This window comes from Kitasatospora sp. CB02891 (assembly GCF_002803145.1).
Lineage (GTDB): Bacteria > Actinomycetota > Actinomycetes > Streptomycetales > Streptomycetaceae > Kitasatospora > Kitasatospora griseola.
The window spans coordinates 368,134-395,107 of sequence record NZ_NNBO01000006.1; the positions used below are offsets into that span (position 1 = coordinate 368,134).

Sequence of the window (26,974 nt, forward strand, 5' to 3'; positions counted from 1 at the left end):
ACGGCCGCCGGAGAATCGCTCGACGACCGGTGACATGTACAATTGCACATGTCATCTCACGCCGGAACCCCTCGCGGCCGGATCAACTGCCCCGCATAACCCCGGAGTTGACGCCCGAGCCCCATCGCCGTACCCGCACCGGAAGGACGGGCCCACCCTCAGCGGACCGTCGCCGGGGCACCGCGGTCCACGGCCGGCGCGCCCCGATCCGCCGTCGCGCCGACCTTCCGGTCCCAGGTCAGGCGCAGCGCCACGACCGCCAGAGCGGCGAGGGCGAACCCGACGCCGACCCACGGAAGCGACCGACTGCCCAGCGCGGCGAGCACCCACCCTCCGACAGCGGTGCCGACGGTGATGCCCAGGTTGGAGAACGAGACGAACAGGCTGTTGCCGAACTCGGGCGCGTCCTGCGTGTCGCGGCCCAGCCAGTTCTGACACACGATGAGCCCGCCGGAGTGCACGGCCGCCCACAGCGGAACGAGACCGAGCATGGGCGCGGTCCGTGCCCCGAGGGCGAACACCAGGACCTGGACGAGGGCGAACAGGACCGGGAGGAGCAGCACGGTCCGGATCGCACCGACCCGCAGCAGGGCGGCGAAGGCGAAGTTGCCGAAGACCATGACGACACCGAACGCCATCAGCATCACGCTGATCCGCGAGCCGCTCATTCCGGTGACGGCGCCGAGGTACTCCGCGAAGTAGCCGTACACGGAGAAGAGCGCCGCGAACACCAGGACGACCGACATGACGCTCAGCCAGATCCGTCCACTGCGCAGCACCCGCAACTGGCTGCCGTAGGACAGCCGCTCGCCGGCCGGCATCGCGGGCAGGAACCGCAGGACGCCGGCGAGGCCGAGCAGGTTGACGGCCGCGCCGAACCAGAAGGCGGCCTGGAGCGAGAAGTGGTCCGCCAGGTAGGACGTGAACGGCACGCCGAAGGCGAAGCCCGCCGTGATGCCCGCGAAGACCCGGGCGGTGGCGCGGGTCGCGTCCTCCGGCCGGCCGAGTCGCACTGCCGTCGCGAGCGCGACCGAGAAGAAGACCGGATGCAGCAGGGCCGGGACGATGCGGAAGGCGAGCATCACCGCGAAGTGCGTGCTGAGTGCGTAGACCGCGTTCGAGACGGCGAAGACGCCCATGGCGGCCGCCAGTACGGCCCGACGGTCGAGGCGGGAGGCCGCGAGCGTCATGAACGGGCCGGACACGGCCACGACGAGGGCGAAGGATCCCACGAGCAGCCCCGCAGTGGAGGCACTGACGTTCAGCCTGGAGGCGACCTGCGGCAGCACGCCGACGATGCCCATCTCGGTGGTGATGATGCCGAAGACACCTACGGCAAGCGCCAGGACGGCCGGCGAGCTTCTTCTCATGATCGTCTTTCCGGGGGAGAGCGGGCGATTGATATCCACATATCGCGGTTACTAGATATGACAGCCCACAGTGGGGCGCGGGACGGCGAGCAGCCCGCTCACCGGTGGAGCGGGCCGCCTCGTCGCGCTCGGGGCAGGAGGTCAGAGTTCGTTGCGGACATGGGCGGCGAGCGCCTGGATCATCCGTTCGTTGCGCCGGTAGTACGTCCACTTGCCGATCCGCTCGGACTCCAGCAGGCCGGCGTCCTTCATCGCCTGCAGGTAGCTGGACACCACGGACTGGGAGAGGCCGGACCGCGCCTGGATGTCACCGACGCAGACGCCGATGTGGAACCCCAGGCCCTGTTCGCGGTAGGCACTCTCGTCGAAGTGCTCGGCCGGGTTCTTCAGCCACTGGAGGATCTGCAGGCGCGCCGGGTTGGCCAACGCCTTGTACATGGCCAGTTGGTCCACGATGCGCCCTTCGACTCGTTCCGCCGATGTCGTATCTACTTTTTGCGATTTTTGGAATCGTGTCAAATGCGCGGGGGAGGCGCGTCGCACATCGCCTCCGCCGCGCCTCCCCCGCCGACCCGTCGACCTACCCGGCGAACCGCCCCGCCAGCTCCTCCAGGTCGGCGACGAACCACAGCTGCAGCCCGCGGTTGCTCTCCCGCACGAAGTCCCGCAGCGCGTCCGACCGTTCCACGTGCGGCGCGACGTCGCCCACCACCGCGAGACCCATCCGGTACTGCGCGAACTTCTGCACCACCCCGCCCGCGACCCCGCTGCGCAGCCGGAAGAACTCCGCCCCGAACCGCTCCACCGGCACCGCCACCCAGGACGCCCCCAGGTAGTACGCGTTCCCCAGCAGGTCCACCGCGTCCTGCTCGCCCGCGACCGGCTCGCCCGCCGCCGCGCACACCAGCACCTGGACCCCGCCCAGCTCCTGAACCGCCGTCACTGCACCTCTCCCGTCAGATCGTCGATCAACCCGAGCACGTCCCCCACCCGCCGCGGCGGCCCCAGCACCACGAACCGCAGGCCGCTCCGTGCCTCGTCCCGCACCGCCTGCACCCACAACGGCCGCGACTCCCCCGACGACCAGGCCCCCGCCGCCGCGAGCACCGCCGTCACCAGCCGGTCCCCCTCCGCCCGCCCCACCCCGTCCACCTGCACCACCGCGGACACCTCCGCCCGCGAAGGACCCACGGAGTCGGCGACCCCACCTCCCCCGGTGAACGCCTCCACCTCCGCCCGCGCGATCCGGTACTGCTTCCCGATCCGCACGGCCTTCAGCTTCCCGTCCCGGACATAGCCCCGGACGGTCTTCACGTGCAGCCCCAACAGCTCGGCCACATCCTCGACGGAGTAGAACTCCTGCACGCCGCATCCTTCCCTATCGCTCCTCATCGCGCGACCTGAAGGGAAGAATACGGCGCAATCCGCTACCAGCCCAACTCCACGGGCCCCACCGGCCGCAGCCCGACCTGCTGCGCCAGCCACTCGGCGCGGTCCTCGTCGCCCGACCGGAAGTGGATGAAGACGGTGTGAACCGCGGCCTGCACGTCACCGCACACGTCCAGGCTGTTGACGGCGACCTGGAGGTGCGCGTCCTTGTGCCGGGCCCCCAGCCCGAGTTCCGGAACCGCCGGCCAGTGGAACCAGTCCCAGTCGATCGACCCCGTCCCGGCCCCGACCACCTCGAAGAACGCCTCCTCGATCGACCCAACCGGCCGGTTCTCCAGGTGGAGCTCGACCGGAAGCAAGTCCGCCACCCGCGGATCCCCCGCCACCGCCATGGCCCGCACCTCGTCGTTGGACACGGTGCCGCTCGGATCCGCCGAACCGACCACCCCGTCCGGGAACGCGGCAACCATGCGCTGTGCCTCCGCCGCCGTCAGCGCCTGTACGGACGCGCCGACGTGGAAGCCGTCCATGGGGATGACGAGGCCCAGCAGGCGCCGGACCGCCCCATGGGCCGCCGTCAGGTCGGGAGTTCGCAGAACCGGCAAAGCGCGTGAAGTGCTCATGGCTCAACAGCCTGGCAGCCGCAACCGCCCCACTCACCCCGTTTTCGACTCCACGCGAACGAGGCCCCGCCGCCCTGACCTCCAGGGATCGACGGGGCCTCTCGGCTGCCGGCCGGTGCAGGCGCGGTCAGTGCAGCGGGTCGGACGCTTCCGGTCGGGCCGCGCCGGCGAGGCGGTTGCGGCGGAGCAGGCCGACGGCGGTGGCGACGACCAGCAGGGCGAGGACGACGGCGGCGTTGCCGAGCAGCTCCTGGGCGTCGAGGGGCGTGTTGCGATAGAGGGGCGCGGCGGTCATCGCGGCCCAGGGCAGGGCGGCCAGGGCGACGCCGGCGGCCCGCAGGCGGCCGGTGGCGGGGTCGGCGAGGCGCAGGGCGTAGGCGAGGGCCATCACGACCGCCGGCCAGGCGGCGAGGGCGTCGAGCGGGAGCTGCTGAGCGGGCGGGAACTGGACGGCGAGGGAGTCCTCGCCCCAGTAGCCGATCCACAGGGCGTCGACAGCGCACATCGGCAGGGCGACGGCGATCGCGGCGGCCACCGCCCGGCTGCGGCCCCGCCGGGAGAGGTCGACCGCGTCGGGCGGTGCGAGCAGCACCAGCACGCCCATCACGGCCCAGAGCTGGACCAGGTGGACGGACGACATGGACGCCGGCTCCGGACGGAACTGCGCCGCCGCCACGGCGACCAGGACGAGTGCCCGGGCCGGAGTCCAGCGACCGAGCGCGGCGCACAGCAGGGCGAGCACCCACGGCGCACCCTGGACGCCGTCCGCCACCCAGGGCGGCTCGAAGCCGTAGTGGGCGCCCGGCAGGATCAGGTCGGTCAGCAGGTGGAGCACGCCCAGGGCGGCCCCGCCGGCCAGCAGGAACGGGGCGGCGGCGGCCAGGACCCGGCCCGCGGGGTCGCGGGAGCTGAGCCGGGTGCGCAGCCGCAGCGCGTGCGCGGCGAGGACGGCCCACTCGCGGACGGCGGTGCGGCGGTCGGCGCGCCGGACCGATTCGGCGAAGACCGCGACGATCTCCTCGCCGTGCGCGGCCCGGTACCCGGCGGGGTAGAGGCGGTGCAGCAGCCCGGCTCCGGAGGTGAGCGAGTGGGTCATGCCGTTCCCCCGCTCGGCCGCAACCCGCCGAGGGCGAGCCGCCGTTCGGCCTCGGCCGCGCCGGCCCGCAGCCGCCGGGTCTCCTCGGTCAGGGTGTGGCGGCCCTGGTCGGTGAGGGCGAAGCTGCGGCGCAGCCGCCCGTTCACGACCTCTTCGCCCTCGACCCGGACGAGCCCTTGCTGGAGCAGCCGGTCCAGTGCCGTGTAGAGGGTGCCGGTGAGCATCTTGGTCCGGCCGTCGGTGATCGCCAGGACTTCCTGGAGGATCGCGTACCCGTGCCGGGGCTCGTCGGCGAGCGCGGTGAGCACGAGCCTGGTCGGCTCGGTCAGTTGACGGTCTGTCATGCCGTAACGATAGGTCAACCGTTTAGATATGTCGATGGTTTAGCTATGCACCCTCCGCGCCCGAGCCCGACCTCGGACCCGGCCTCGGACCCGGCCTCGGACCCGGCCCCGCGCGACGCTTCCCCGGCCCTCGCGCCCCGTTCCCCCGCCTCTCCGGCTCCGCGAAAAAACCGTTTGCATCCACCGGTGCACTGACTAAGGTGGTCCGAGTCCGCCCGCAAGCACCCATGCGCGGGTGGTGAGACGAGTGAGGAGGTGTGGCCAGGATGGTTGCCGCCGTGACGCGGCGCGCTTTCGCCTGCGCGCCATACGCCTCCTCCCCCCGTCTTCTCCCCACCGGCTGACAGCGCGTCGTACCGCGCCCCGGTGGGCCACTCCTCAGGAGCCACCGCAGTGCGCGAGCGCTTTGCCGACAGCGATTCCTTCTCCCGTATCCGCCCCAAGGGCGCTTCCCGTCGTGGCCGCAAGGCCGACCGTTTCGACGACGCCGAGCCCGAGTACCTGTACTTCCCCGCCGAGGACCACGACGAGTTCGACGACTCGGAGGGCGAGAACCCCCCGGTCACCGACGGCCCGCCCGTGGGCGACCGCTGGTCGACGTGGGACCAGTCCACCCCGACCGAGAAGGGCCCGCAGCCGCGCCCCGATTGGGTGATCACCGAACTCGCGGCCGTCGACTCTGAGTTCGGCATCGTGAAGACCGGCAAGGAGGCGGACGTCTTCCTGCTGGAGCGCAGTGTCCCGGGCACCGAGCGCCGCACCCTGATGGCGGCCAAGCGCTACCGCGATGCCCAGCACCGCATGTTCCACCGCGATTCGGGCTACCTGGAGGGCCGCCAGCACAAGGAGTCCCGGGTCAGCCGGGCGATGGCCAAGCGCACCGCGTTCGGCAAGGAGGCGATCGCCGGCCAGTGGGCGGCCGCCGAGTTCACGGCGCTGTGCCGCCTGTGGTCGGCGGGGGTCGCCGTGCCGTACCCGGTGCAGATCACCGGCACCGAGATCCTGATGGAGTTCATCGGCGACGAGGCCGGCACGGCCGCCCCGCGGCTGGCCCAACTGCGCGCCGAGGAGGCCGACATCGACGACCTCTGGGAGCAGCTGGGCCGCAGCCTCTCCCTGCTGGCGTACGACGGCTACGCGCACGGCGACCTCTCGGCGTACAACATCCTGGTGCACCACGGCCGCCTGGTGATCATCGACGTCCCGCAGATCGTGGACGTGGTGGCGAACCCGCGCGGCCGCTCCTTCCTGGAGCGGGACGTGCGCAACGTCGGCGCCTGGTTCGTCTCCCGGGGCCTGCCGCCCGAGCAGGTGGAGGCCCTGGTGGCGTCGCTCGCCGAGGACGCCAGGCTGCGCGGCTGACCGGCCGCCGGCTCAGTCGCTCGGCCAGAGGATGAACCGCGGCAGCGTGATGCGCCGCGGTTCTCCGCCGTGCGCGGCCGTCGCGCCGAGCGCCCCGCGGATCTCGTACAGGTGCGCCACGGTGAGTTCCAGCGGGGCCTCGTACGGCTGGTAGGTGTAGCGGATCGGGTAGTCGAGGCCGGGCCGGACCGACATCTCGATGTGGCAGCCGAGCACGTGGGTGACGGTCCGCCGTTCGGCCAGGTCGATCATCCGGTCGATGCTGTGGCCGAACGCGGCCCAGTCCTCGATGTAGAGCCGGCCGGGGTAGACGGTGTCGCCGGTGAGCAGGAATCCGCTCCACGGGTCGTAGTAGGTGACCGAGGCGGCGTGGTGGCCGGGGGTGGCCAGGCACTCCAGCACCCGCCCGCCGAGGTCGATCCGGGCAACGGCCTCCGGGTCGGCGTCGAAGCCGAACCACGGCCAGGCGCTGTCCTTCCCGGCCGGCACCAGCTCCGTCGCCGGCCGGTCCGCGAACTGCCCGTCCCCGGCGACGTGGTCGCCGTGCGCGTGGGTGTGCACCACCAGCAGCCGGTAGTCCTCCCGCGGGTTGCGCGCCAGCCAGCCGTCGATCAGCTCGTCCACGGTCCGCCGCAGCGGCAGGTACTCGGCCTCGGCGGTGGCCCCGGTGTCGATCAGCACGGCCCGCTCGTTGCCGAACAGCAGGTACAGGAACGGCGCTTCGTAGTTGACGGCCATGTTCTGCCGCAGGATCACGGTGTGCTCGTCGTACGCGTACACCTGCAGGTCGGGGTCGGTGTTGTGCTTGGCCGACGGCGAGCCGTGGTGCCAGCTGACGTCCAGCGGCCGCGCCTCGGGCCGTCCGGTGGTGAAGTCGATCGTCACTGCGCGGTTCCTCCGAATATCTTCTGCACGGCCGGCCACTTGACCGTACGTCAGTACCAACGATCGATTCGAACGGACGTGCCCGGACGGCGTGTAGAGTCGCCGCGCGAAGAGGGGCCCGGCCTTCCCATCGGGTGGCCGAGCAGCCAGACTCTTCTTGTTGACAGGTCGTACACCATGCTCGGGGGAAACGGGACATGTGGGGTCGGGGGACGGTGCTCGGGGGCCGCTACGCCCTCGCCGAGCGGCTCGGCAGCGGTGCCATGGGCGAGGTCTGGCGGGCCGACGACCAGGTGCTGGGCCGTCAGGTCGCGGTGAAGATCGTGCTTCCGGCGCTGATGGAAGACGAGGTCTTCGCGGCCCGGTTCCGCCGCGAGGCGACCGTGCTGGCGGCGATGAACCACCGCGGCGTGGTGCACATCCACGACTACGGCGAGGACGCCTCCGACCCGTCCGCGAAGATCGCGTACATCGTGATGGAGCTGCTGACCGGCCGCCCGCTGGACCGGGCCAAGGGCCGCGGCACCTTCCCGCCCGACCGGGCGCTGGACATCGCGGCGCAGGTGCTGGACGCCCTGCACGCCGCGCACCTGCAGGGCATCGTGCACCGCGACATCAAGCCGTCCAACCTGATGATCGACCAGGACGGCCGGGTCACCGTCACCGACTTCGGCATCGCCCGGACGCTGGCCGACACCCGGATCACCACCGCCCACGCGGTGATCGGCACCGCCCTGTACATGGCCCCGGAACGCGCCGAGGGCAAGGACGCCTCGGCCGTCTCCGACCTGTACTCGGTCGGCGTGGTGCTGTACGAACTCCTCGCCGGGAAGCCGCCGTTCACCGGCGGGACCCCACTGGAAGTGGTGCTCAAGCACGTCCGCGAGCCGGTGCCGGAGCTACCGGCGGCGGTGCCCGCGCCGGTGCGCGCGGTGGTCGCCAAGTCGCTGGCCAAGGAGCCCGGCGAGCGCTACCCGGACGCCGCGGCGATGGCCGTCGCCGCCCGGCAGGCGATGTCCACCCCCGCCGGGCTGGGCGCCGTCGTCGCCCTCGCCGGACCGGACGAGACCCCGCCCGCCGTCGCCGCCCCGGACGCCCCCACCGCGCCCCGGCAGACCGAACGCCCCGGCCGACGATGGCTGGTGCCCCTGGTCCTTCCGCTGGTACTGGTCACCGGCGGCGGAGTGACCGCCCACCAGCTCCAGCTGCTGCCCTGGCAGCACCGCCCGGAGTCCAGCACCAGCGCCGACTCCCCGGGCGGCCAGAACGGTTCCGGCCAGAACGGATCCCCGTCGGGCACTGCCCAAGGCAGCGCCGCCCAGCCGCAGTCCTCCGCCCCGCCGTCCGCCGACCCGGCCGGCAGCCCCGTCCCGCCCGGCGGCACGCCCGACCCGGGCGCGGGTGCCGGTGCTGGTGCCAACAACGGTTCCGGCGGCGGTTCCTCGAACACCAACACCGGCGGGAACACGGGCGGCGGGTCGGGAGGCGCCAACAACGGGGGCTCCACCAACGGCGGCTCCAACAGCGGCGGCTCCAACAGCGGCGGCGGCTCGAACAGCGGCGGCGGTGGCGGCTCCACCCCGAACCAGCCCGCCCCCACCACCCCGAAGCCCCCCGCGGGCGGCGGCCCGGCCTCCGGCTGCGGCGGCAGCGGCTGGGGACGGCTGGTCAACGTCGGCACCGGGCAGGCCGCCGGCCTCGGCTCGGACGCGCTGACGGCGGGCGTCCCGGTGGTGTCGGGCCGCAACACCTCCTACGGCTGGATCAAGAACACCGACGGCACCGGCCAGACCACGTTCACCGCCTGCAAGAGCGGCAGCGGCGTCGTCTTCGGCGGCCGCTACGCCGGCAGCCCCAACATCGCCGAACTGGCCGGCTCCGGCTCCTACGGCGACATGACCAACTGGTACGTCGTCGACGCCGGTTCCGGCACCTTCCAGCTCAAGTTCGGCTACGGCGTCCAGAGCTGCCTCACCGACAGCGGCACCGGCAACACCCTCACCATCACCACCTGCTCGCCCGGCGACAAGTCCCAGCTCTTCCGTTTCTCCTGACCCGATCCCGACCCGACTCCCGCGTGCCGCACCGGAGTTGTCACACCCCTGGGGAAGAGTGCCAGGCATGGCCGAACAGTACGTCACCGCGTTCGCGGTGGACGCCGCACTGCTGCTGCGCCTGCCCGGCTCGGGCGGGACGGGGCTGCTCGGCGTCCCGCGGTCCGCCGCCCTCACCGAGCTGCTCTCCGGCCGCCTGCGGGCCGATGCGGACTCCCGCTACACCGCCCTGCTGCCCGCCCTCGCGGGCACCCTCGGCACCCCGCTGGGCGAGGCCGTCCTCGCGGGCCGCCACTGGGACGAACTCACCGGCGTCTTCCGCACCTTGGGCCTGCCCGCGCTCGCCGAACTCTGGTCCCGCCGCTGGCCCTGGCCGGACGGCGCCACCGACGACCGGCCCTGGCCCTGCCCGACCCTCACCCCGCACGCCGCGCTCCCCACCGTGCTGGCCGACCTCGCCGCCCTCGACCCCGAGTCGCTCCCCGAGCACCCCACGGCCAACCTGGAGGACGACGACCTAGAGGACGCCGCCTGGTTCCTCACCGAGCACCTCCCCACCTGGGCCTCGCACGCCCACGCGCACTCCCTCGACCTGCTGCTGCTCCGCGACGGCGCCCGATGACCACCGGCGCCCTGGTGGTGCGCACCGAGTTCGCCGATCCCGCGGCCTGGCGGCGCCTGTGCGAAGTGATGGCCACCCCGACCGGGGAGGGCTTCCTGCCCGTCGTCGTCCCGGTCGACGACCCCGCCTTCGTCGGCCTGACCGTCGCCGACCTGACGGCCCGGCTGCCACCGCACTACAGCCACCCGCTGCTGGTCGTGGCCGACCGGCGCACCCTCGCCGACCCCGAACTCCCGCTCCTGGCCGCCTACCTGCGCGACCCGGCGACCCCGCCCGTCCGAGTGGCCGCCGCCGCACTGTGGAGCATCGAGAACAACCTGTCGATCGCCAACCTGGACTTCGTCGACTTCGTCCGCGCCGCCGGCCCCGACGGAGTCTTCCGCCGTTTCTGAGCGCCCGTCAGGACACCACGTCCTTGGTCGAAAAGCCGCGGAACGCCAGCGCCAGCAGCACCACCGCGTACGACAGCGACAGCACCACGCCCTGCACCATCCCGCCCCACTCCAGCTGCGGCTGCAGCGCGTCCGCCCAGGCGTACTGCCAGTGCGCGGGGAACCACTCGCGCAGCGAGCCGAGCGCGGTGACGGCGTCCAGCACGCCGGTGATGATCGACGCGAACACCGCGCCGCCCACCGCGCCCAGCGGGGCGTCCGTCGCGGTGGAGATCCAGAACGCCAGTGCGCCGACCACGACTTCGGCCAGGAAGACGTACAGCACGGCGAGCGCCAGCCGGGGCAGCGCCTCGGTCGCGGAGAGGGTCGCCCCGGTCGGGAGCTTCAGGTCGCCCCAGCCGTACGCGGCGGTGCCGACCACCAGGCCGACGGCGGGCAGCAGCACGACCGCCGCGGCCGAGAAGACCATCGCCACGGTGAACTTCCGCGCCAGCAGCCGGGCCCGCGGCACCGGCGCCGCCAGCAGGTAGCGCAGCGAGGACCAACTCGCCTCGGACGCCACGGTGTCGCCGCAGAACAGCGCCACCGGGATCACCAGCAGGAACCCGGTGCCCATGAACAGCAGCGTGGTCGCGAAGTTCGCGCCGGACGCGGTGGCCAGCTCGATGAACGTGGTGCGGTTCTCCCGCCCCGGCGTGCCGCCGATCTGGAACGCCGCCAGCACGACGAACGGCAGCAGCGCCAGCACCCCGCCGATCACCAGCGTGCGGCGGCGCCGCAGCTGCCGCATCGCCTCGACCCGCAACGGCAGCGTCCGCCCCGGCCGGTACCCGGGGGCCGCCGTGTCCATCACCGTACTCATGCCGCTCCTCGGATCAGGGACAGGAAGGCGTCCTCCAGCCGTCGCTGCGGGCCGATGCCCGCCACCGGCACGCCCAGGCGCACCAGTTCGGCGGTCAGCCGGCTCACCGGCAGGCCGTCCAGCCCGACCAGCAGCCCGCCGTCCACCGTCTGCACCGACTCCACGCCGTCCAGCGCGGCCAGCTTCTCCGCGACCGCCTCCGCCTCGGCGAAGCCGTCCTCGACGCTCACCAGCAACTGCTCGCCCGCGCCGGTGATCCCGGCGGTCGGCCCGGCCACCACCAGTCGGCCGCGCTCCATCACCACCAGGTGGGTGCAGGACTGCTCGACCTCGGCGAGCAGGTGGCTGGAGACGATGACGGTACGCCCGGCGGCGGCGTAACGGACCATCACCTCCCGCATCTCGCGGATCTGCGGCGGGTCGAGACCGTTGGTCGGCTCGTCCAGGATCAGCAGGTCGGGCAGGCCCAGCATGGCCTGCGCGATCGCCAGCCGCTGCCGCATGCCCTGCGAGTAGGTGCGCACCGCGCGCTCCAGCGCCTCGCCGAGGCCGGCGATCTCCAGCGCCTCCGCGAAGTGCGCGTCCTCCACCGGCCGCCCGGTGGCCGCCCAGTACGACTCCAGGTTGGCCCGCCCGCTCAGGTGCGGCAGGAAACCCGCGCCCTCGACGAACGCCCCGACCCGGGACAGCACCGGCGCACCCGGCCGGATCGCCTGCCCGAACACCCGGATCTCGCCCTCGTCGGGGCGGATCAGCCCCATCAGCATCCGCAGCGTGGTGGTCTTGCCGGCGCCGTTCGGACCGAGCAGGCCGAGCACCTGCCCGGCCTCCACCCGGAACGACAACTCCCGTACCGCGTACCGGTCCACCGAGCCCTTGTACTTCTTCGACAGCCCGGTGATCTGCAACGGCACCCCGGCCAGCTCCGGATCCGGCGCCGGCGTCGCCGCCCGCCGACGGCGCGCGAACAGCAGCAGCGCGCCGATCGCCACCGCCACCAGCGGCAGCACCCAGGTCCGGTTCGGCAGCGGCGCGGCCGCGGTGTGCAACTGGTCCACCGTCGGCACGCTCAGCGGCCCGGCCGCGGCCAGCCGGTACGTGGCGGCCTGCGCGGGCGAGGCGTACGCCAGGTCGGTGGACGCCAGCACCAGCCGCAGCCGGTGCCCGGCCGGGAACTCGTGGTCCACGGCCGGCAGCGTCACCTGCACCGTCCGCCCGCCCGCCGCGTCCGCGCCGGTCACCCGCAGCGGGGCGACCAACTGCTGCGGCAGCGACTGCTTCCCGTCCGGCGCGACGTCGTACACCTTCGCGAACAGCACCGCCTCCGGCACGTCCGCCGCCACCTGGACCGACACCGTCGGCGCACCCGTCAGATGCAGCGCGCCGCCCAGCGGCGCGGAGTCGAAGGACGCGAACTGGCCGGGGAAGTCGATCGACAGACCCGCACCCACCGAGGACAGCTGGGACAGCGCCCCGATCCCCGGCAACGTCGAAATGTTCGGCGGCGCACCGCCGGGCGGGTTCGCCACCTGCTGTTCACGGCCCGTCAGCTCCACGCTGCGCTGCGCCGTCCCGCCCAACCCGGGGTAGCTGTCGGCGTCCGCACCGCGCAGCACCGCCTGGAAGCCCGTCGAATCGACGCCGCCGGTGCGCGTCACCCGGAACGCGGGGCCGGTCGAGGTGCCCTCGCCCTTCAAGTAGTGATCGAACCAGGCCGTCACCCGGGCGTCCGAGCGGGTACTGCTCTCCTGCCCGCCGTCGTGCCCCGCGCCGAACCAGTCCACCGCCACCGGCGCGCCGTTCGCGGCCACCGCCTTCGCGATCCGATCGCCCTGGTCGAGCGGGAACAGCGAGTCCTGCTGACCCTGGATCACCAGCGTCGGCACCTTGATCCGATCCGCCACCGCGGACGGGCTCGACTGCTCCAGGACCTTCACCGCGTCCGCGTCCGGCCGCCCGGCCGCCGCCACCCGGTTGTACATCGCGCACAGCTCGTCCCGGAACCGCCCGCACCCCACCGGGCCCTCGGCCTGCACCGGCGACCCACCGCCCAGCCCCGACGCCGAACCGGTGGTGAAGAAAATCCCCGCCCACAGCTTCTTGAACACCCCGTCGGCGGCCGAACTCCCCTGCGCCGCCTGCGGGAACAGCGCATCCGCCAGGTTCCACCAGGTGATCTGCGGCGCGATCGCATCGATCCGCCTGTCGTACCCGGCCGCCAGCAACGACACCGCCCCGCCGTACGACGCGCCCGTCACCCCGACCCGCGGATCGCCCGCCCCGTCCAACTGCACCTCGGGGCGCTGCGCCAGCCAGTCCACCAGCCGCGACACATCCGCGACCTCACGCTCCGGCTGGTTCAACCCGATCTGCCCCGACGACTGCCCGAACCCGCGCGCCGACCACGTCAACACCGCGTACCCGGCCCGGGCCAGCTCCTCGGCCCGCTGCCGCTCGCTCTCCTTCGACCCGCCGAAACCGTGCGCCAGCAGAATCGCCGGACGCCGCCCCGACCCGCTCCCCGTGAAGAACGAGGTGTCGATCCGGACCCCCTCCGACACCTCCAGGAACCGGTCCTCCCGATGCACCGCCGCCGGCTCCCCCGCCACCGCGACCACCGCACCGCCCCCCACCAGCAACGCCACCACCGCGCCCCCGGCCACCACCACCCGCCGACGCATCACCCACCCGCGCCATGCCTCAGCGAACCCCATACCCGCGATCCTAACCACGCCCCGAGTAGGCACTTCGTCAACAGCCGGGGGAGGCGAGCGCGAGCAGGCGGGCAGCCATTCAGGGGCGCGGGGAGTTCTCCCCCAGCCCTGGCGGGCCGGGAGGTGCCCCCACGCGCCCCCCGGTTCGCACTCCCTCACCCCTTCCTTCGCTGGTGGGCCACGGGCGGGCAGCTGGGCGCAAAAAACCCAATCACCCACAACTCGCACGCTATGGTGCAAATCCCCCACCTTCCCCGAGGTGCCCCGTGCTATGGCCTCTCGCCAGCCTCCTCACCGCGATCCTCGCCACCCTCTTCGTCGGCTGGCTGGTCGACCAGACCCTCCAGCGCCTCGCCGCCCGCCACCCGGACGCCCCGGTCTGGGAGTCCCTGCGCCGCTGCCGCATCCCCCTCCAGCTGACGCTGCTGGCCGCGCTGCTGCTCCTGTCCCACCCGATCCGCCGGATCTTCCCCAGCGAGGACAGCGTCGTCCTCCACACCGTCCTGCTCGCGCTGATCGCGTCTCTCGGCTGGCTCACCGTCAGGATCCTCGCCGCCGTCCTGGAGGCGGTCTTCAGCCGCTACGAGACGATCACCGAGGACGCGTCCCGGGTCCAGCGCGTACGGACCCAACTCGGTCTGGTCCGTCGGGTCGGCGCGGCGGTGATCTGGGTGGTGACGGTCGGCGCGCTCCTGCTGACCTTCGACGCGATGCGCACGGTGGGGGCCAGCCTGCTCGCCTCCGCAGGCCTGATCGGCATCGTGGCGGGCATCGCCGCCCAGTCCGCGCTCGGCAACTTCTTCGCGGGCCTGCAGATCGCGTTCAGCGACACCGTCCGGATCGGCGACACGGTGGTGCTGGAGGGCCAGCAGGGCACGGTCGAGGAGATCACCCTCTCCTATTTGGTGCTGCGGCTGTGGGACTACCGCCGCCTGGTGGTCCCGGTCTCGTACTTCGTCTCCAAGCCGTTCGAGAACTGGACCCGCCGCGACCCGGGCCTGCTCGCCTGGGTGCTGCTGCACCTGGACCACCGCACCCCGATCGACGCCCTGCGCGCGGAACTGGAGCGCTTCCTGACCGGCACCGACCTGTGGGACGGCGAGGAGTGGTCCCTCACCGTCACCGACACCACGCCGTCCACCATCGTGGTCCGCGCCATGATGACCGCCCGCGACCCGGACGCCACCGCCGCCCTCAAGCTCGCCACCCGCGAACACCTGATCGCCTACCTGAGGGACCACCACCCGGACGCCCTCCCCCGCGTCCGCACGACCTAGCACCGGTGCGCCACCGGCCCGCCGTCGGGAGCCGCACCGCGGTCGGGGTGTCGCAGCCGCGCACGGCCGGTCCCCGTTCGAGCAGGGGTGCTTGCCGGCCCGTCAGCTTCCCGCCGGTCCGCCCGACGCCCGGACGGCGGACAGCGAACGCCGCTGCCGGCCGTCCGCGTCGAAGTTGTCGGGCGCGAGCCACTCCCGCAGCGCCTTGCCGACCTGCGGCCACTCGGCGTCGATGACGGAGTACCAGGCGGTGTCCCGGTTGCGGCCCTTGTAGACCACGGCCTGCCGGAAGACCCCTTCGAAGGTGAAGCCCAGCCGCAGCGCCGCCTTGCGGGAGGGCGCGTTGAGGGTGTCGCACTTCCACTCGTAGCGCCGGTGGCCGAGCTCGTCGAAGACGTAGGACATCAGCAGGAACTGCGCCTCGGTGGAGACCGCGGTCCGCTTCAGCAGCGGTGAGAAGGTCACGCTGCCGACCTCGACGACACCGTTGGCCGGGTCCTGGCGCATCAGGGCGAGGGTGCCGACGGCCCGGCCGCTGCGCAGATCGACGACCGCGTAGTGCAGGGGGTCGTCCGTCCGCGCCGTCTTCGCCAGGTACGCGCGGTGGGCGGCCGGGCCGTCGAACGGGCCGACCGTCAGATACGTCCAGTCCCGGCCGTCCGCCGCGAGCGCGTACGCCGCGTACAGGTCGTCGGCGTGGCGGTCCACGTCCAGGGGCTCCACCCGGCAGAAGCGTCCGTCGAGGGTGACCCGGGCGGGCGCGGGACGCGCCGTCCAGTCGGGCAGCGGGTGGCCGACGGGCTGGCCGTGTGCGTTGAGGCGTGCGGACATGCTCTCTTCTCCTGGTGGGTGCCGGTCCTTCCAGGCTAGGAAGCGCGTGGAACCTCGAAAAGGTCCACGCCGTGCCCATTCCATGGAGCCACGACCGGACCACCCACGGTCAAGCCGCCGCCACGAAGCGTCACCATGGGGAGATGACTTGGCAAGCCGATATCGCCATCGACCCGGACGGCGTCCACCGCGCCGCCGTCCTGATGCGGGAGTCCGCCTCGGACAGCCGCCGCGGGTTCCTGCTGGACGACGCCCGGACCGCCGGCGGCGCGCATCGCGGCTGGCAGGCGGCCGACGCCAGCACCCGCTGCGTCGCGGCCTGGCGGGACCGCCTGCACCGGGAGGCGGACGAGGTCGAGGCCGCGGCCGACGCGCTCCGTGCCTCGGCGAATGCCTACGTCAACACGGACGGCGCGACGGCCGTCGCCCTCTCGGATGACGCGCAGTGGCTGCGGGGGGCCTGATGCTGACCCTCGACGACCTGGACCACGCCCAGCCCGGGCTCTGGCAGCAGGCCTGCGACGACGCCCTCACCACGGCCAGGCACTGCGAGCACCTCGCCTCGGTCGCCCGCGACGAGGTGAACCGGACCCTCGCCGGCGCCTGGACCAGTCCGACCGGCGATTCGGCCCGCGCCCGTTTCGCCCGGCACGCGGAGTCCTACGACTCCGCCGCCCTGTCGATGCGCGACCTCGCCAAGGTCTACGACCGGCTCGCCACGTCGATGGCGGCCGCCCAGCGCACCCTGCACGGCGCACTCGACCTCGCCCGCGACCACCGGCTGAACGTCGGTCAGGACGGCAGCGTGCACCGCGACCCCGGTCCCGTCGACCCGGCGAAGGAAGCCGCCCTCGGCGAGCGGATCCACCAGGCCCAGGCCCTGATCACGGCGGCCCTGCACGACGCCACCGCCGCGGACATCGGCGCGGCCGACGAACTGCGCACCCTGGCCCAACTGTCCGGGATCGAGAGTCCCGGCACCGTCCGGGCCGCTCTCGACCACGACGGCAACAGCGCCCTCGCCGTCGCCCTGCGCCTGCAGAGCACCCACGACGGCCCGCACCGGATCAACGTCCCGCCCGAGCTGATCGACGCCGCCCGCCGGGCGTCCGCCGAGACCGGCATCAGCACCGACCTGCTGCTCGCCGTGATGTGGCAGGAGCAGCAGTGGTACCAGAACGAGGAGCCCGGCCTGGACGGTCCGTTGACCGCCCTCGGGCGGAGGTCCGACCGGGCCGCGGCGGACAGCCTGAAGCCCGACAAGTCCCTCGGCATCACCCACATCAAGCTCGCCACCGCCCGGAGCGTGATCGACGCCGACCCGGCCGCCTTCCCGAACCTCGTCGGGCTCAGCGACACCCGGCTGGCGGAGTACGTCGAGGAACACCCCGCCGAGGACGTCCGGCTGAGCGCCCACCACCTGAAACGGCTCCGGCGGACGCCGGACGGCGCCACCTCGGACAAGCAGCTCTTCCTGCTCTACGCCGCCGACACCGAGCAGGTCCGCCGCGCCAACGTCCAGTACGGCGACGACGGTTCGCACCGCGGCGCGGCCATCAAGGACCGGTCCGACAGCTGGGACGCCCTGCAGCAGTCCCTGCGCGACGCGGACGCCTGGAACAGCCTCCCGGAGGCCGAACGCCGCCGGGCCCTCGACGACCTCGCGTCCCGCACCCCGTCCGACACCGCCGTCGAGCTGAACCCGGTGTACGCCGGGCCGGGCGTGAGCACCCGCGCCCGCGGCACCGCACCGGCGCAGCCCGGCCTGCTCCGCCCGCCGGTCCCGCCGGTCCCGGGCGTCCTGCCGATCCCGGCGCCGAGCCCCGGCCCCGCCCCCACCCCGCCGGCGGGCTGAGCGAGCGATGCGCCGTCCCCGCCCCGCCCGCGCGCTCGCCGCCGCGCTGTCCGCCGCCTGCCTGGCTTCCGGCCTGGTCTCGTGCGGCGGCGACGGACGGCCGCCCCGCGTGCCCATGCCCTCGAACGTGCCGACCGTGCCGCAGTTCCCCGACGCCGGCGCGCTCGTCGACGCCCTCGAACGCGCGGGCGTCCCCTGCCTGGTCACCCTGCACAGCAGCCTCCCCGGGGGATCGAGCACCGACTGCACGACGACCGTCGACGGCGACACCTTCGAGTACGTCGTCGACGTGTACAACCCCGAGCAGTTCACCCGCGACGACATCGGCAACGCCATCGCGGCCGGGCGCACCGCGTACCACCAGACCTTCGTCGCGGCCGGGAACTGGAGCATCAACGTCGTCGACCCCGCCTACGCGCCGCGGATCGCGCAGATCCTCGGCGGTGCGGTGCTCCCCGGCGACGGGCCGAGCGCTCCCGCCCGCCCGCTGCCCGTGATCCCGCCGGCGCCCCGCTACGACAGCGTCGAGCAGCTCGCCACGGCCCTCGACGCCTCCGTCGGCTGCGAGGACCGGAAGGCGGAACCCGGCGGCTCGCTGGCCTGCCGGACCGGAAGCCGGGTCGGCCACGGGCCGAACTGCGCGAGCCTGCGGGTCTTCGGCAGCGACGCCGGGCGCGACCGGTCCCTGCGCGGGGCGCTCTCCGTTCCCGGCATCCCCGGATACCTCGCCGCGGGCGCGAACTGGTCGGTCAACCTGTGCGACTACGGGCTCGCCGACCGGGTCGCGCGGGACCTCGGCGGGGTCGTCGTCTCCTACGACGGCGACTGAACGCGCGAGGGGCCGCGGCCGGAATCCCGACCGCGGCCCCTCGTCCGCCCGAAAGCGCTGCTCGCCCGAGAGCGCTACAGCACCCGCGTCATGGTGCGGTGCGGAATCCCCGCGTCGTCGTACTCGGGCCCGTGGGCCGCGTAGCCGAGCCGCTCGTAGAAGCCCAGCGCCTGTACCTGCGCGTGCAGTTCGAGCTCCGTCGCGCCGTGCTCGCGGCCCAGCTCCTCGACGGCCCGGACCAGCCGGACGCCCAGGCCGGTGCCGCGCGCGGCCGGGACCACGGCGAGCCGGCCGAGCAGCACCCGGCCGGCGATGCCGCCGGTGAGGGTGAGCGCCTGGGCGCCGGAGATCAGCCGCGCGGTGCCGAGCGGGGCGCCGTCCTCGCCGACCGCCAGCACGTGCGCCGAGGTGGCGTCGTACTCGTCGTACTCCAGCTCGGCGGGGATCTCCTGCTCCTCGACGAACACCGCGCGCCGCACCGCCCACACGGCGGCCAGGTCGTCCTCGTCGTCGGCGACCCGAATGACGACGGCCATCTCAGCTCTCCGCCGCGATGACGTCCAGCGCGTGCTGCAGGTCCTCGGGGTAGGCGGAGGTGAACTCCACCCAGCGCCCGTCCTCGGGGTGCTCGAAGCCGAGCGAGACGGCGTGCAGCCACTGCCGGGTCAGGCCGAGCCGCTTGGCGAGCGTCGGGTCCGCGCCGTAGGTGAGGTCGCCGACGCAGGGGTGGCGCAGCGCCGACATGTGGACCCGGATCTGGTGGGTGCGGCCGGTCTCCAGCTTGATGTCCAGCAGGGAGGCGGCGCGGTAGGCCTCGATCAGGTCGTAGTGGGTGACGGACGGCTTGCCGTCCCGGGTCACCGCCCACTTCCAGTCGCTGCTGGGGTGGCGGCCGATCGGCGCGTCCACGGTGCCGGACAGCGGGTCGGGGTGGCCCTGGACCAGCGCGTTGTACTTCTTCTCGGTGACCCGGTCGTGGAACTGCCGCTTCAGGTCGGTGTAGGCGCGCTCGGACTTGGCGACCACCATAATCCCGGAGGTGCCGACGTCCAGGCGGTGCACGACGCCCTGGCGCTCGGCGGCGCCGGAGGTGGAGATCCGGTAGCCGGCGGCGGCCAGGCCGCCGATCACGGTGGGGCCGGTCCAGCCGGGGCTGGGGTGCGCGGCGACGCCGACCGGCTTGTCGATGACGACCACGTGGTCGTCGTCGTGGATGATCCGCATGCCCTCGACGGCTTCGGCGACGATCTGCACCGGCGCCGCGGGGGCGGGGATCTCGACCTCCAGCCAGGATCCGGCGGTGACCCGGTCCGACTTCCCGGCGACCGCGCCGTCCAGGGTGACCTTGCCCTCGGCGGCGAGCTCGGCGGCCTTGGTGCGGGAGAACCCGAACATCCGGGCCAGGGCGGCGTCCAGCCGCTCGCCCTCCAGGCCGTCGGGTACGGGGAGGCTACGGGTCTGCGCTGCGATACTCACCCACCCGAGTATGCCCGACCCGGACCCGCCCCCTTCCCGCCAGTGGGCCCGTCAGGCCTTGGACGGCCCGTCCCCGCCGTCGTCCGTCGACCGCTCCTCGGTCTTGGCGGCGGGGGCGCCGTGCGTGGTGCCGTCCGGGTTGGAGCCGCGGAAGGAGAGCAGGACGACCAGGATGCCGCCGCAGACGATCGCCGAGTCGGCGAGGTTGAAGACCGCGAAGTGCTGGACCGAGATGAAGTCGACCACGTGGCCGCGGAACACGGACGGGGAGCGGAACAGCCGGTCGGTGAGGTTGCCGAGCGCCCCGCCGAGCAGCAGGCCGAGCGCGATCGCCCAGGGCAGGCTGTACAGGCGGCGGGCGATCCGCCAGATCACCACGATGACGCCGGTGGCGATGGCGGTGAACAGCACGGTCAGCGCCTCGCCCATGCCGAACGCGGCGCCGCCGTTGCGGATCACCTGGAGGGTCATCCAGTCGCCGATCACCCGGATCGGCGCGGTGCGGTCCTCCAGGTGGGCGACCACCAGCAGCTTGGAGCCGAGGTCGATCAGGTAGGCGAGCAGCGCGACGCTCAGCAGCACGCTGATCCGGCGGCGGCGGACCGCGGCGCGGCCCCCGTCGGCGGCGGTGGCGCCGCCCTCGGCCCGGCGCTCCCCGGGCGCGGCGGGGCTCACCCGGTCACCCGCCCCGGTGGAGGGGGCGCTGGGGACGGCGTCGTCCTGGGTCTGGTGGGAACCTGGAGTGCTGATGATCCGCTCCGCTGCCGTGGGAAAAGCCGGTCGACGTTACGGGGACGAGAGTACGACACCCGTCGCCCCGTTGGCCGCCCTGTACGACAATGTACGGCGCGCAGGACGGCCGGGGCGTGGGCCGCGGTCAGCGGCGTTCCTGCTTCGCCTTGCAGCTGACGCAGAGGGTGGCCCGGGGGAACGCCTGCAGGCGGGCCTTGCCGACGGGCTTGCCGCAGGACTCGCACAGGCCGAATCCGGTGCCTTCGAGGCGGGCCAGCGCGCGTTCGGTCTGGGCGAGCGAGTCGCGCGCGTTGTTGGCGAGCGACAGCTCGCTCTCCCGGTTGATGTTCTTGGTGCCGGCGTCGACCTGGTCGTCGCCCGCGCCGTCGTTGGAGTCCCGCATCAGGCCGGCGATGGCGGCCTCGGAGGCCTCGATCTCGGAGCGCAGCCGGAGCAGGTCGGACGCCAGTTCGTCGTGCAGTTCGGCGACCTCGGCGGCCGTCCACGGCTCTTCGCCGGACCGGACCGGCAGGTCCGCCGGGTCGACCGACTCGGCGCCGTCGCGCGCGCCGGAGCCGGCCGGCACGTGCGAGCGGCTGCTGGCCGCGGTGTGTCCGGTGGTGCCGGTCTTTCGCCGCGCAGTACTCACGGTCCCCTCCCCTGGGTCGCTCGCCACGGCCTTGCGCGACCTCGTGGTCACGGTTCCTGTCGCCTTCTCAGCCATGGCTTTCGACCTCATTCACGAATGATCAGAAGCGTCGGTTCCCGACGATCTTGCCGGTCCCGGAACGATAAACCTCATCGAATCGCCCTACAACGGGACATACCGAAGCGTTTCTCCGATCCCACCCGCGCAGCCTCCGTCGGTGTCGACGCTGCCCGAAGTTGTGCCCAGAACGCCTCCGGCTAACCGCCCGGGGCCCGGCTCGCGGGTGCGCGAAACGGCTTGCGAGGGCCGATACACTGGGCCTGCAAGGCGCAGACGGGACGAGTACCGACGTTACGCAGCCATGAGCGACCCGGGGACGGTGCGAGCCCGGGGGTGTGCACGGCGGGAAGATCACCCCCGAGCCGCCGGAAGAACGGCCGGTTCAACGGCCTACTAGACCCGGCAGCAAACCCAAAGAGAGGGCCGCAGCGCGCGCGGTCAAGGAGGGTGGTACCGCGGGGCGGCTCGCCGTCTCGTCCCTCCGTCGGAGCCAGTCCACGCATCCGCCGGAGGTTGACGCACCCCATGTCGCCCACCTACAACGCCGTTCCCGCGCAGGTCGACCTGCCCGCGCTGGAGCACCAGATCCTCTCCTTCTGGCAGGACCAGAAGGTCTTCCAGCGCAGCCTGGAGCAGTCCCAGGGCCGCCCCGAATGGGTGTTCTACGAGGGCCCGCCGACCGCCAACGGCATGCCGGGCGCGCACCACATCGAGGCCCGCGTCTTCAAGGACGTCTTCCCGCGCTTCCGCACCATGAAGGGCTACCACGTGGCCCGCAAGGCCGGCTGGGACTGCCACGGCCTGCCGGTGGAGCTCGCGGTGGAGAAGGAGCTGGGCTTCTCCGGCAAGCCGGACATCGAGAAGTACGGCATCGCCGAGTTCAACGCCAAGTGCCGCGAGTCGGTCACCCGGCACACCGACGCCTTCGCCGAGCTCACCGAGCGGATGGGCTACTGGGTCGACCTCGACCAGGCCTACCGCACCATGGACCCCTCGTACATCGAGTCGGTCTGGTGGTCGCTCCAGCAGATCTTCGACAAGGGCCTGCTGGTCCAGGACCACCGCGTCGCCCCGTGGTGCCCGCGCTGCGGCACCGGCCTGTCCGACCACGAGCTGGCCCAGGGCTACGAGACCGTGGTCGACCCGTCGGTCTACGTGCGCTTCCCGCTCACCTCCGGCCCGCTGGCCGACACCGCCGCCCTGCTGGTGTGGACCACCACCCCGTGGACCCTGGTCTCCAACACCGCCGCGGCCGTCCACCCCGAGGTGACCTACGTGGTCGCCACCGACGGCAACGAGCGCCTGGTGGTCGCCGAGCCGCTGGTCGCCAAGGCCCTCGGCGAGGGCTGGGAGACCACCGGCGAATCCTTCACCGGCGCCGAGATGGAGCGCTGGGCCTACCGGCGCCCGTTCGAGCTGGTCGAGATCCCGGACGCCCACTACGTCCTGACGGCCGAGTACGTCACCACCGAGGACGGCACCGGCATCGTCCACCAGTCGCCCGCCTTCGGCGCCGACGACCTCGCGACCTGCCGCCGCTACGGCCTCCCGGTGGTCAACCCGGTGGAGACCGACGGCACCTTCTCCCCCGAGGTGCCGCTGGTCGGCGGCGTGTTCTTCAAGAAGGCCGACGAGACCCTGGTCGCCGACCTGTTGGCCCGCGACCTGCTGTTCCGTCACCTCCCGTACGAGCACAGCTACCCGCACTGCTGGCGCTGCCACACCGCGCTGCTGTACTACGCGCAGCCCTCCTGGTACATCCGGACCACCGCCGTCAAGGACGCGATGATCCGCGAGAACGAGGCCACCAACTGGTACCCGGAGACGGTCAAGCACGGCCGCTTCGGCGACTGGCTGAACAACAACATCGACTGGGCGCTGTCCCGCAACCGCTACTGGGGCACCCCGCTGCCGATCTGGCGCTGCGAGGACGACCACCTGACCTGCGTCGGCTCGCTCGCCCGGCTCTCCGAGCTGACCGGCACCGACCAGTCGGAGCTGGACCCGCACCGCCCGTTCATCGACGAGGTCACCTTCGCCTGCCCGCAGTGCTCCACCACCGCGGTCCGGGTGCCCGAGGTGATCGACGCCTGGTACGACTCGGGCTCCATGCCGTTCGCGCAGTACGGCTACCCGTACCGCAACAAGGAGCTGTTCGAGCAGCGCTACCCGGCGCAGTTCATCTCCGAGGCGATCGACCAGACCCGCGGCTGGTTCTACACCCTGATGGCCGTCGGCACCCTGGTGTTCGACAAGAACTCCTACGAGAACGTCGTCTGCCTGGGCCACATCCTGGCCGAGGACGGCCGGAAGATGTCCAAGCACCTGGGCAACATCCTCCAGCCGATCCCGCTGATGGACCAGCACGGCGCCGACGCGGTCCGCTGGTTCATGGCCGCCGGCGGCTCCCCCTGGTCGGCCCGCCGGGTCGGCCACGGCACGATCCAGGAGGTGGTCCGCAAGACCCTCCTCACCTACTGGAACACCGTCGCCTTCCAGGCCCTGTACGCCCGCACCGCCGGCTGGGCCCCCTCGGCGAACGACCCGGCCGCCGCCGACCGCCCGCAGCTCGACCGCTGGGTGCTGTCCGAACTGCACACCCTGGTGCGCGAGGTGGACGCCTCCTACGAGGCCTACGACACCCAGCGGGCCGGCAAGCTGCTGTCCGGCTTCGTCGACGACCTCTCCAACTGGTACGTCCGCCGCGGCCGCCGCCGCTTCTGGCAGGGCGACGCCGCCGCACTCGCCACCCTGCACGAGGCGCTGGAGACCGTCACCCGCCTGATGGCCCCGCTCACCCCGTTCATCACCGAGCGGGTCTGGCAGGACCTGGTCGTCCCGGTCACCCCGGACGCCCCGCTCTCCGTCCACCTCTCCAGCTGGCCGGTCGCCGACGGGACGCTCATCGACACCGAGCTCTCCAAGCACATGGCGCTGGTCCGCCGCCTGGTCGAACTCGGCCGCGCCACCCGCGCCGAGAGCGGAGTGAAGACCCGTCAGCCGCTCTCCCGCGCGCTGATCGCCGCCCAGGGCTGGGAGGAGCTCCCCGCCGACCTGCGCGCCCAGATCGCCGAAGAGCTCAACGTCTCCGTCCTCGAATCCCTCGCCGAGGTCGGCGGCTCCCTCGTCGACACCTCCGCCAAGGCCAACTTCCGTGCCCTCGGCAAGCGTTTCGGCAAGGGCGTCCAGGACGTCGCCAAGGCCGTCGCCGCCGCGGACGCCGCGAAGCTCGCCGCTGAGCTCCGCGCCACCGGCGAGACCTCGGTCGAACTCAACGGCGAGACGGTCACCCTCTCCCCCGACGAGGTCGTCATCACCGAGACCCCGCGCGAGGGTTGGGCCGTCGCCAACGAGTCCGGCGCGACCGTCGCCCTCGACCTGGCGATCACCCCCGAGCTCAAGCGGCTCGGCGTGGTCCGCGACGCGATCCGGCAGATCCAGGAGGCTCGCAAGAACTCCGGCCTCGACGTCGCCGACCGCATCCACCTCCAGCTCGCCACCACCGACGAGGACACCCTCGCCGCCCTGACCGAGCACCAGTCCCTGGTGGCCGCCGAGGTCCTGGCCGAATCCCTCGGCCTCACCATCACCGACCCGGACGCCCCCCGGTTCTCCGACGAGGGCCTCGCCCTGGAGTTCACCCTCCGCAAGGCCTGAGCCCAGCGGTTCCCCGTGCCCCGCCAGGGGCGCGGGGAACCGCGCGAGCAACCGAGCACGAACCGCACGCTCCGCCCGGACAACGGGGCCGACCTCCCCGGGCGGACGGTGCAACGCGAAGGGCGCCCCCAGCCGTCATGGCCAAGGGCGCCCTTTCAAGTGCGCGTTGCGGAACCGCTAGTTGTCGCCGTCCTCGTCGATCAGGAAGCCTCGCATCGGAGCGGGGGCCTGCTGCATCGGCTGCGGGGGCTGCGGCCGCACGGCCGCCATCGGCTGGGTCATGCCCGCCGGCGCCATCGCCCCGTTGGAGCTCGCGGAGGCGCCGCCGAAGGACGGGGCGCCGGCCGAGCTGCCGAAGGAGCTGCCGCCGAAGGACTGGTTGCCGCCGAAGGACGGGGTGGAGCCGAACGACGGCGCCGAGGAGGACATCGCGCCGGCACCGGCGGGCGCCATCGACGACGCGGCCGGCGGCAGCGACGCGGTGGCGGGGATCCGCGGCGGGGCGAGCGAGTCGTCCGCCTGCGACTCCAGCTGACGCAGCTGGGTCTCCAGGTAGGACTTCAGGCGGGTGCGGTACTCGCGCTCGAAGGCGCGCAGGTCCTCGACCTTGCGCTCCAGCGTGGCGCGGGCGGACTCCAGGGAGCCCATCGCGACGCGGTGCTTCTCCTGCGCGTCCCGCTCCAGCGCGTCGGCCTTGGCGCGGGCGTCGCGCTCCAGACCCTCGGCGCGGCTGCGGGCCTCGCCGACGATCTTGTTGGCCTCGGAGCGGGCCTCGGAGATGGCCTGGTCCGCGGTCTGCTGGGCGAGCGCGAGGACGCGGGCGGCGCTGTCGCCACCGGGGCCCTGCTGCTGCTGCATCGGGTTGCCCATCGGGGCGCCCATCGGCTGCAGCTGCTGGCCGCCCATGGGCTGGAGCTGCTGCCCGCCCATGGCCTGACCCATCTGCTGCTGCATCGGGTTGCCCATCGGCTGCAGCATCTGACCGCCCATCGGCTGGACCAGCTGCTGCTGGCCGCCCATGGTCTGGCCCATCTGCTGCTGCATCGGGTTGCCCATCGGACCGCCCATCGGGCCGCCCTGACCGGCGGGCAGCTGCGGCGCGCCGGACGGCAGGCCGAGCGGCTGGTTGCCCATCCCCTGCTGGGGGCCGGCGAGCTGCTGCGGGCCGCCGAGCTGCTGCGGACCGGGGCCCTGCTGCTGGCCGGGCACCGGCGGACCGGATATGGCGGCGGGCACCGGAGCGCCGGGTCGTCCGCCGTCCTGCGGAGCCTGCTGCTCCTTGCGCATGTTCGCCTGGTTCTGCGCGGCGGCACGCGTGGCGGCAGCCAGCTTGGCGCGCAGGTCCTCGTTCTCGCGCAGCAGGCGGGTCAGCTCGGCTTCGACCTCGTCGAGGAAGGCATCGACCTCGTCCTCGTCATAGCCTTCGCGCAGCCGGACGGTCGTGAACTGCTTGTTCCGAACGTCCTCGGGGGTCAATGGCATCTCTTCACCTCAACGTGATCGTCGGACCGGCATCCTGTCGCATCGTTCAGAACGACAGGCGCTGCACGAGCGAGATCAGGACATACACAATGATCATCAGTACGAAGAAGGACAGGTCGAGCGCCACGCCCCCGAGACGCAACGGCGGGATGAATCGCCGAAGAAGCTTGAGTGGCGGATCCGTGACAGTGTACGTGGCCTCCAGCACCACGACCATGGCCTTCCCAGGACGCCACGATCGAGCGAACTGGAAGACCCAGTCCATCACCAGCCTGAAGAGCAGGATCAGCAGGAACACGGTCAGCACCCAATAGAGCACCGAACCGAAGATCCCCATCGCTTCTCCCTCTCCCTGACCGGCAGTCCGTCAGTGACGCACTGTCAAACTGATCCACACAGAAAGTCGTGGCCGG

The 26,974-nt window shown here is 72.6% G+C and carries 26 protein-coding genes; 9 read left to right on the forward strand and 17 right to left on the reverse strand.

Going from position 1 to position 26,974, the window contains the following annotated elements; genetic code table 11:
- Nucleotides 1–158 precede the first annotated feature (158 nt).
- From CG736_RS16740 to CG736_RS16770, 7 genes are all read right to left on the reverse strand, one after another.
- Nucleotides 159–1,370, reverse strand: coding sequence for an MFS transporter (locus CG736_RS16740; RefSeq protein ID WP_100587011.1), 1,212 nt, complete (start codon nt 1,368–1,370; stop codon nt 159–161).
- Nucleotides 1,371–1,511: 141 nt separating this feature from the next.
- Nucleotides 1,512–1,823, reverse strand: a complete 312-nt coding sequence (locus CG736_RS16745) for a helix-turn-helix transcriptional regulator (RefSeq protein ID WP_100587012.1) — start codon at nt 1,821–1,823, stop codon at nt 1,512–1,514.
- Nucleotides 1,824–1,950: 127 nt separating this feature from the next.
- Entirely contained in the window at nt 1,951–2,313 is a 363-nt protein-coding gene (locus tag CG736_RS16750; protein ID WP_100587013.1) for a DUF4180 domain-containing protein, read from the reverse strand.
- A complete protein-coding gene (locus tag CG736_RS38620; RefSeq protein ID WP_100587014.1) occupies nt 2,310–2,735 on the reverse strand; it encodes a helix-turn-helix domain-containing protein in 426 nt (141 codons plus the stop codon). Before CG736_RS38620 ends, CG736_RS16750 begins: the two co-directional genes overlap by 4 nt.
- Before the next feature lie 62 nt (nt 2,736–2,797).
- On the reverse strand, nt 2,798–3,382 hold the full coding sequence (locus CG736_RS16760) for a hypothetical protein (protein ID WP_157815611.1): 585 nt from the start codon (nt 3,380–3,382) through the stop codon (nt 2,798–2,800).
- 127 nt (nt 3,383–3,509) lie between these two features.
- Nucleotides 3,510–4,478 carry a hypothetical protein gene (locus CG736_RS16765; protein ID WP_100587016.1) on the reverse strand — a complete coding sequence of 323 codons (969 nt, stop codon included), beginning with the start codon at nt 4,476–4,478 and terminating at the stop codon, nt 3,510–3,512.
- Nucleotides 4,475–4,822: a PadR family transcriptional regulator gene (locus tag CG736_RS16770; protein ID WP_100587017.1), complete on the reverse strand. Its 348-nt coding sequence runs from the start codon at nt 4,820–4,822 to the stop codon at nt 4,475–4,477. The genes CG736_RS16765 and CG736_RS16770 overlap by 4 nt, the downstream gene beginning before the upstream one ends.
- Before the next feature lie 393 nt (nt 4,823–5,215).
- On the opposite strand from CG736_RS16770, the gene CG736_RS16775 reads away from it, so the two are divergent.
- Complete coding sequence (locus tag CG736_RS16775; RefSeq protein WP_100587018.1) at nt 5,216–6,184, forward strand: serine protein kinase RIO; 969 nt, start codon at nt 5,216–5,218, stop codon at nt 6,182–6,184.
- Nucleotides 6,185–6,196: 12 nt separating this feature from the next.
- Here the strand turns inward: CG736_RS16775 and CG736_RS16780 are convergent, their stop codons facing one another.
- Nucleotides 6,197–7,069 (reverse strand): MBL fold metallo-hydrolase, encoded by an 873-nt coding sequence (locus CG736_RS16780; protein WP_232734033.1) that lies wholly within the window; start codon nt 7,067–7,069, stop codon nt 6,197–6,199.
- Nucleotides 7,070–7,266: 197 nt separating this feature from the next.
- On the opposite strand from CG736_RS16780, the gene CG736_RS16785 reads away from it, so the two are divergent.
- From CG736_RS16785 to CG736_RS16795, 3 genes are all read left to right on the forward strand, one after another.
- Entirely contained in the window at nt 7,267–9,123 is a 1,857-nt protein-coding gene (locus CG736_RS16785; protein WP_100587019.1) for a serine/threonine-protein kinase, read from the forward strand.
- Nucleotides 9,124–9,190: 67 nt separating this feature from the next.
- Nucleotides 9,191–9,745, forward strand: a complete 555-nt coding sequence (locus CG736_RS16790; RefSeq protein WP_100587020.1) for a hypothetical protein — start codon at nt 9,191–9,193, stop codon at nt 9,743–9,745.
- Nucleotides 9,742–10,137: a hypothetical protein gene (locus CG736_RS16795; RefSeq protein WP_100587021.1), complete on the forward strand. Its 396-nt coding sequence runs from the start codon at nt 9,742–9,744 to the stop codon at nt 10,135–10,137. Before CG736_RS16790 ends, CG736_RS16795 begins: the two co-directional genes overlap by 4 nt.
- Before the next feature lie 7 nt (nt 10,138–10,144).
- Here the strand turns inward: CG736_RS16795 and CG736_RS16800 are convergent, their stop codons facing one another.
- Nucleotides 10,145–10,999, reverse strand: coding sequence for an ABC transporter permease (locus CG736_RS16800; RefSeq protein ID WP_100587022.1), 855 nt, complete (start codon nt 10,997–10,999; stop codon nt 10,145–10,147).
- Nucleotides 10,996–13,713: an alpha/beta fold hydrolase gene (locus CG736_RS16805; RefSeq protein WP_100587023.1), complete on the reverse strand. Its 2,718-nt coding sequence runs from the start codon at nt 13,711–13,713 to the stop codon at nt 10,996–10,998. The genes CG736_RS16800 and CG736_RS16805 overlap by 4 nt, the downstream gene beginning before the upstream one ends.
- A 266-nt stretch (nt 13,714–13,979) precedes the next feature.
- On the opposite strand from CG736_RS16805, the gene CG736_RS16810 reads away from it, so the two are divergent.
- Nucleotides 13,980–14,990: a mechanosensitive ion channel family protein gene (locus tag CG736_RS16810; protein WP_100587024.1), complete on the forward strand. Its 1,011-nt coding sequence runs from the start codon at nt 13,980–13,982 to the stop codon at nt 14,988–14,990.
- Nucleotides 14,991–15,092: 102 nt separating this feature from the next.
- On the opposite strand, the gene CG736_RS16815 is transcribed toward CG736_RS16810, so the two are convergent.
- Nucleotides 15,093–15,821 (reverse strand): GNAT family N-acetyltransferase, encoded by a 729-nt coding sequence (locus CG736_RS16815; RefSeq protein ID WP_100587025.1) that lies wholly within the window; start codon nt 15,819–15,821, stop codon nt 15,093–15,095.
- A gap of 143 nt (nt 15,822–15,964) precedes the next feature.
- On the opposite strand from CG736_RS16815, the gene CG736_RS16820 reads away from it, so the two are divergent.
- From CG736_RS16820 to CG736_RS16830, 3 genes are read left to right on the forward strand one after another with little or no spacing between them, the layout of a single operon-like run.
- Nucleotides 15,965–16,285 carry a hypothetical protein gene (locus CG736_RS16820; RefSeq protein ID WP_043913470.1) on the forward strand — a complete coding sequence of 107 codons (321 nt, stop codon included), beginning with the start codon at nt 15,965–15,967 and terminating at the stop codon, nt 16,283–16,285.
- Nucleotides 16,267–17,676 (forward strand): hypothetical protein, encoded by a 1,410-nt coding sequence (locus CG736_RS16825; protein ID WP_100587026.1) that lies wholly within the window; start codon nt 16,267–16,269, stop codon nt 17,674–17,676. Before CG736_RS16820 ends, CG736_RS16825 begins: the two co-directional genes overlap by 19 nt.
- A gap of 7 nt (nt 17,677–17,683) precedes the next feature.
- On the forward strand, nt 17,684–18,505 hold the full coding sequence (locus CG736_RS16830; protein WP_100587027.1) for a hypothetical protein: 822 nt from the start codon (nt 17,684–17,686) through the stop codon (nt 18,503–18,505).
- Between the two features lie 74 nt (nt 18,506–18,579).
- Here CG736_RS16830 and CG736_RS16835 read toward each other — a convergent pair whose 3' ends face one another.
- From CG736_RS16835 to CG736_RS16850, 4 genes are all read right to left on the reverse strand, one after another.
- Complete coding sequence (locus tag CG736_RS16835; RefSeq protein ID WP_100587028.1) at nt 18,580–19,041, reverse strand: GNAT family N-acetyltransferase; 462 nt, start codon at nt 19,039–19,041, stop codon at nt 18,580–18,582.
- 1 nt (nt 19,042) lies between these two features.
- Nucleotides 19,043–19,981, reverse strand: a complete 939-nt coding sequence (locus CG736_RS16840; RefSeq protein ID WP_100587029.1) for an RluA family pseudouridine synthase — start codon at nt 19,979–19,981, stop codon at nt 19,043–19,045.
- A 51-nt stretch (nt 19,982–20,032) separates the two neighbouring features.
- Nucleotides 20,033–20,734, reverse strand: coding sequence for a signal peptidase II (gene lspA / locus CG736_RS16845; protein ID WP_100587030.1), 702 nt, complete (start codon nt 20,732–20,734; stop codon nt 20,033–20,035).
- A gap of 124 nt (nt 20,735–20,858) precedes the next feature.
- Nucleotides 20,859–21,362: a TraR/DksA family transcriptional regulator gene (locus tag CG736_RS16850; RefSeq protein WP_369880207.1), complete on the reverse strand. Its 504-nt coding sequence runs from the start codon at nt 21,360–21,362 to the stop codon at nt 20,859–20,861.
- A gap of 585 nt (nt 21,363–21,947) precedes the next feature.
- Here CG736_RS16850 and ileS point away from each other — a divergent pair.
- Entirely contained in the window at nt 21,948–25,079 is a 3,132-nt protein-coding gene (gene ileS / locus CG736_RS16855) for an isoleucine--tRNA ligase (protein WP_100587032.1), read from the forward strand.
- Between the two features lie 177 nt (nt 25,080–25,256).
- Here ileS and CG736_RS16860 read toward each other — a convergent pair whose 3' ends face one another.
- Entirely contained in the window at nt 25,257–26,561 is a 1,305-nt protein-coding gene (locus tag CG736_RS16860; RefSeq protein WP_100587033.1) for a DivIVA domain-containing protein, read from the reverse strand.
- Nucleotides 26,562–26,607: 46 nt separating this feature from the next.
- On the reverse strand, nt 26,608–26,898 hold the full coding sequence (locus CG736_RS16865; RefSeq protein WP_033216891.1) for a YggT family protein: 291 nt from the start codon (nt 26,896–26,898) through the stop codon (nt 26,608–26,610).
- Nucleotides 26,899–26,974 lie beyond the last annotated feature (76 nt).

Coding starts and splice junctions, on each gene's coding strand:
- CG736_RS16740 (WP_100587011.1), bottom strand. CDS start 1,370: ATGAGAAGAAGCTCGCCGGCCGTCCTGGCGCTTGCCGTAGGTGTCTTC.
- CG736_RS16760 (WP_157815611.1), bottom strand. CDS start 3,382: ATGAGCACTTCACGCGCTTTGCCGGTTCTGCGAACTCCCGACCTGACG.
- CG736_RS16765 (WP_100587016.1), bottom strand. CDS start 4,478: ATGACCCACTCGCTCACCTCCGGAGCCGGGCTGCTGCACCGCCTCTAC.
- CG736_RS16770 (WP_100587017.1), bottom strand. CDS start 4,822: ATGACAGACCGTCAACTGACCGAGCCGACCAGGCTCGTGCTCACCGCG.
- CG736_RS16785 (WP_100587019.1), top strand. CDS start 7,267: ATGTGGGGTCGGGGGACGGTGCTCGGGGGCCGCTACGCCCTCGCCGAG.
- CG736_RS16790 (WP_100587020.1), top strand. CDS start 9,191: ATGGCCGAACAGTACGTCACCGCGTTCGCGGTGGACGCCGCACTGCTG.
- CG736_RS16795 (WP_100587021.1), top strand. CDS start 9,742: ATGACCACCGGCGCCCTGGTGGTGCGCACCGAGTTCGCCGATCCCGCG.
- CG736_RS16800 (WP_100587022.1), bottom strand. CDS start 10,999: ATGAGTACGGTGATGGACACGGCGGCCCCCGGGTACCGGCCGGGGCGG.
- CG736_RS16805 (WP_100587023.1), bottom strand. CDS start 13,713: ATGGGGTTCGCTGAGGCATGGCGCGGGTGGGTGATGCGTCGGCGGGTG.
- CG736_RS16815 (WP_100587025.1), bottom strand. CDS start 15,821: ATGTCCGCACGCCTCAACGCACACGGCCAGCCCGTCGGCCACCCGCTG.
- CG736_RS16820 (WP_043913470.1), top strand. CDS start 15,965: ATGACTTGGCAAGCCGATATCGCCATCGACCCGGACGGCGTCCACCGC.
- CG736_RS16830 (WP_100587027.1), top strand. CDS start 17,684: ATGCGCCGTCCCCGCCCCGCCCGCGCGCTCGCCGCCGCGCTGTCCGCC.
- CG736_RS16835 (WP_100587028.1), bottom strand. CDS start 19,041: ATGGCCGTCGTCATTCGGGTCGCCGACGACGAGGACGACCTGGCCGCC.
- ileS (WP_100587032.1), top strand. CDS start 21,948: ATGTCGCCCACCTACAACGCCGTTCCCGCGCAGGTCGACCTGCCCGCG.
- CG736_RS16860 (WP_100587033.1), bottom strand. CDS start 26,561: ATGCCATTGACCCCCGAGGACGTTCGGAACAAGCAGTTCACGACCGTC.
- CG736_RS16865 (WP_033216891.1), bottom strand. CDS start 26,898: ATGGGGATCTTCGGTTCGGTGCTCTATTGGGTGCTGACCGTGTTCCTG.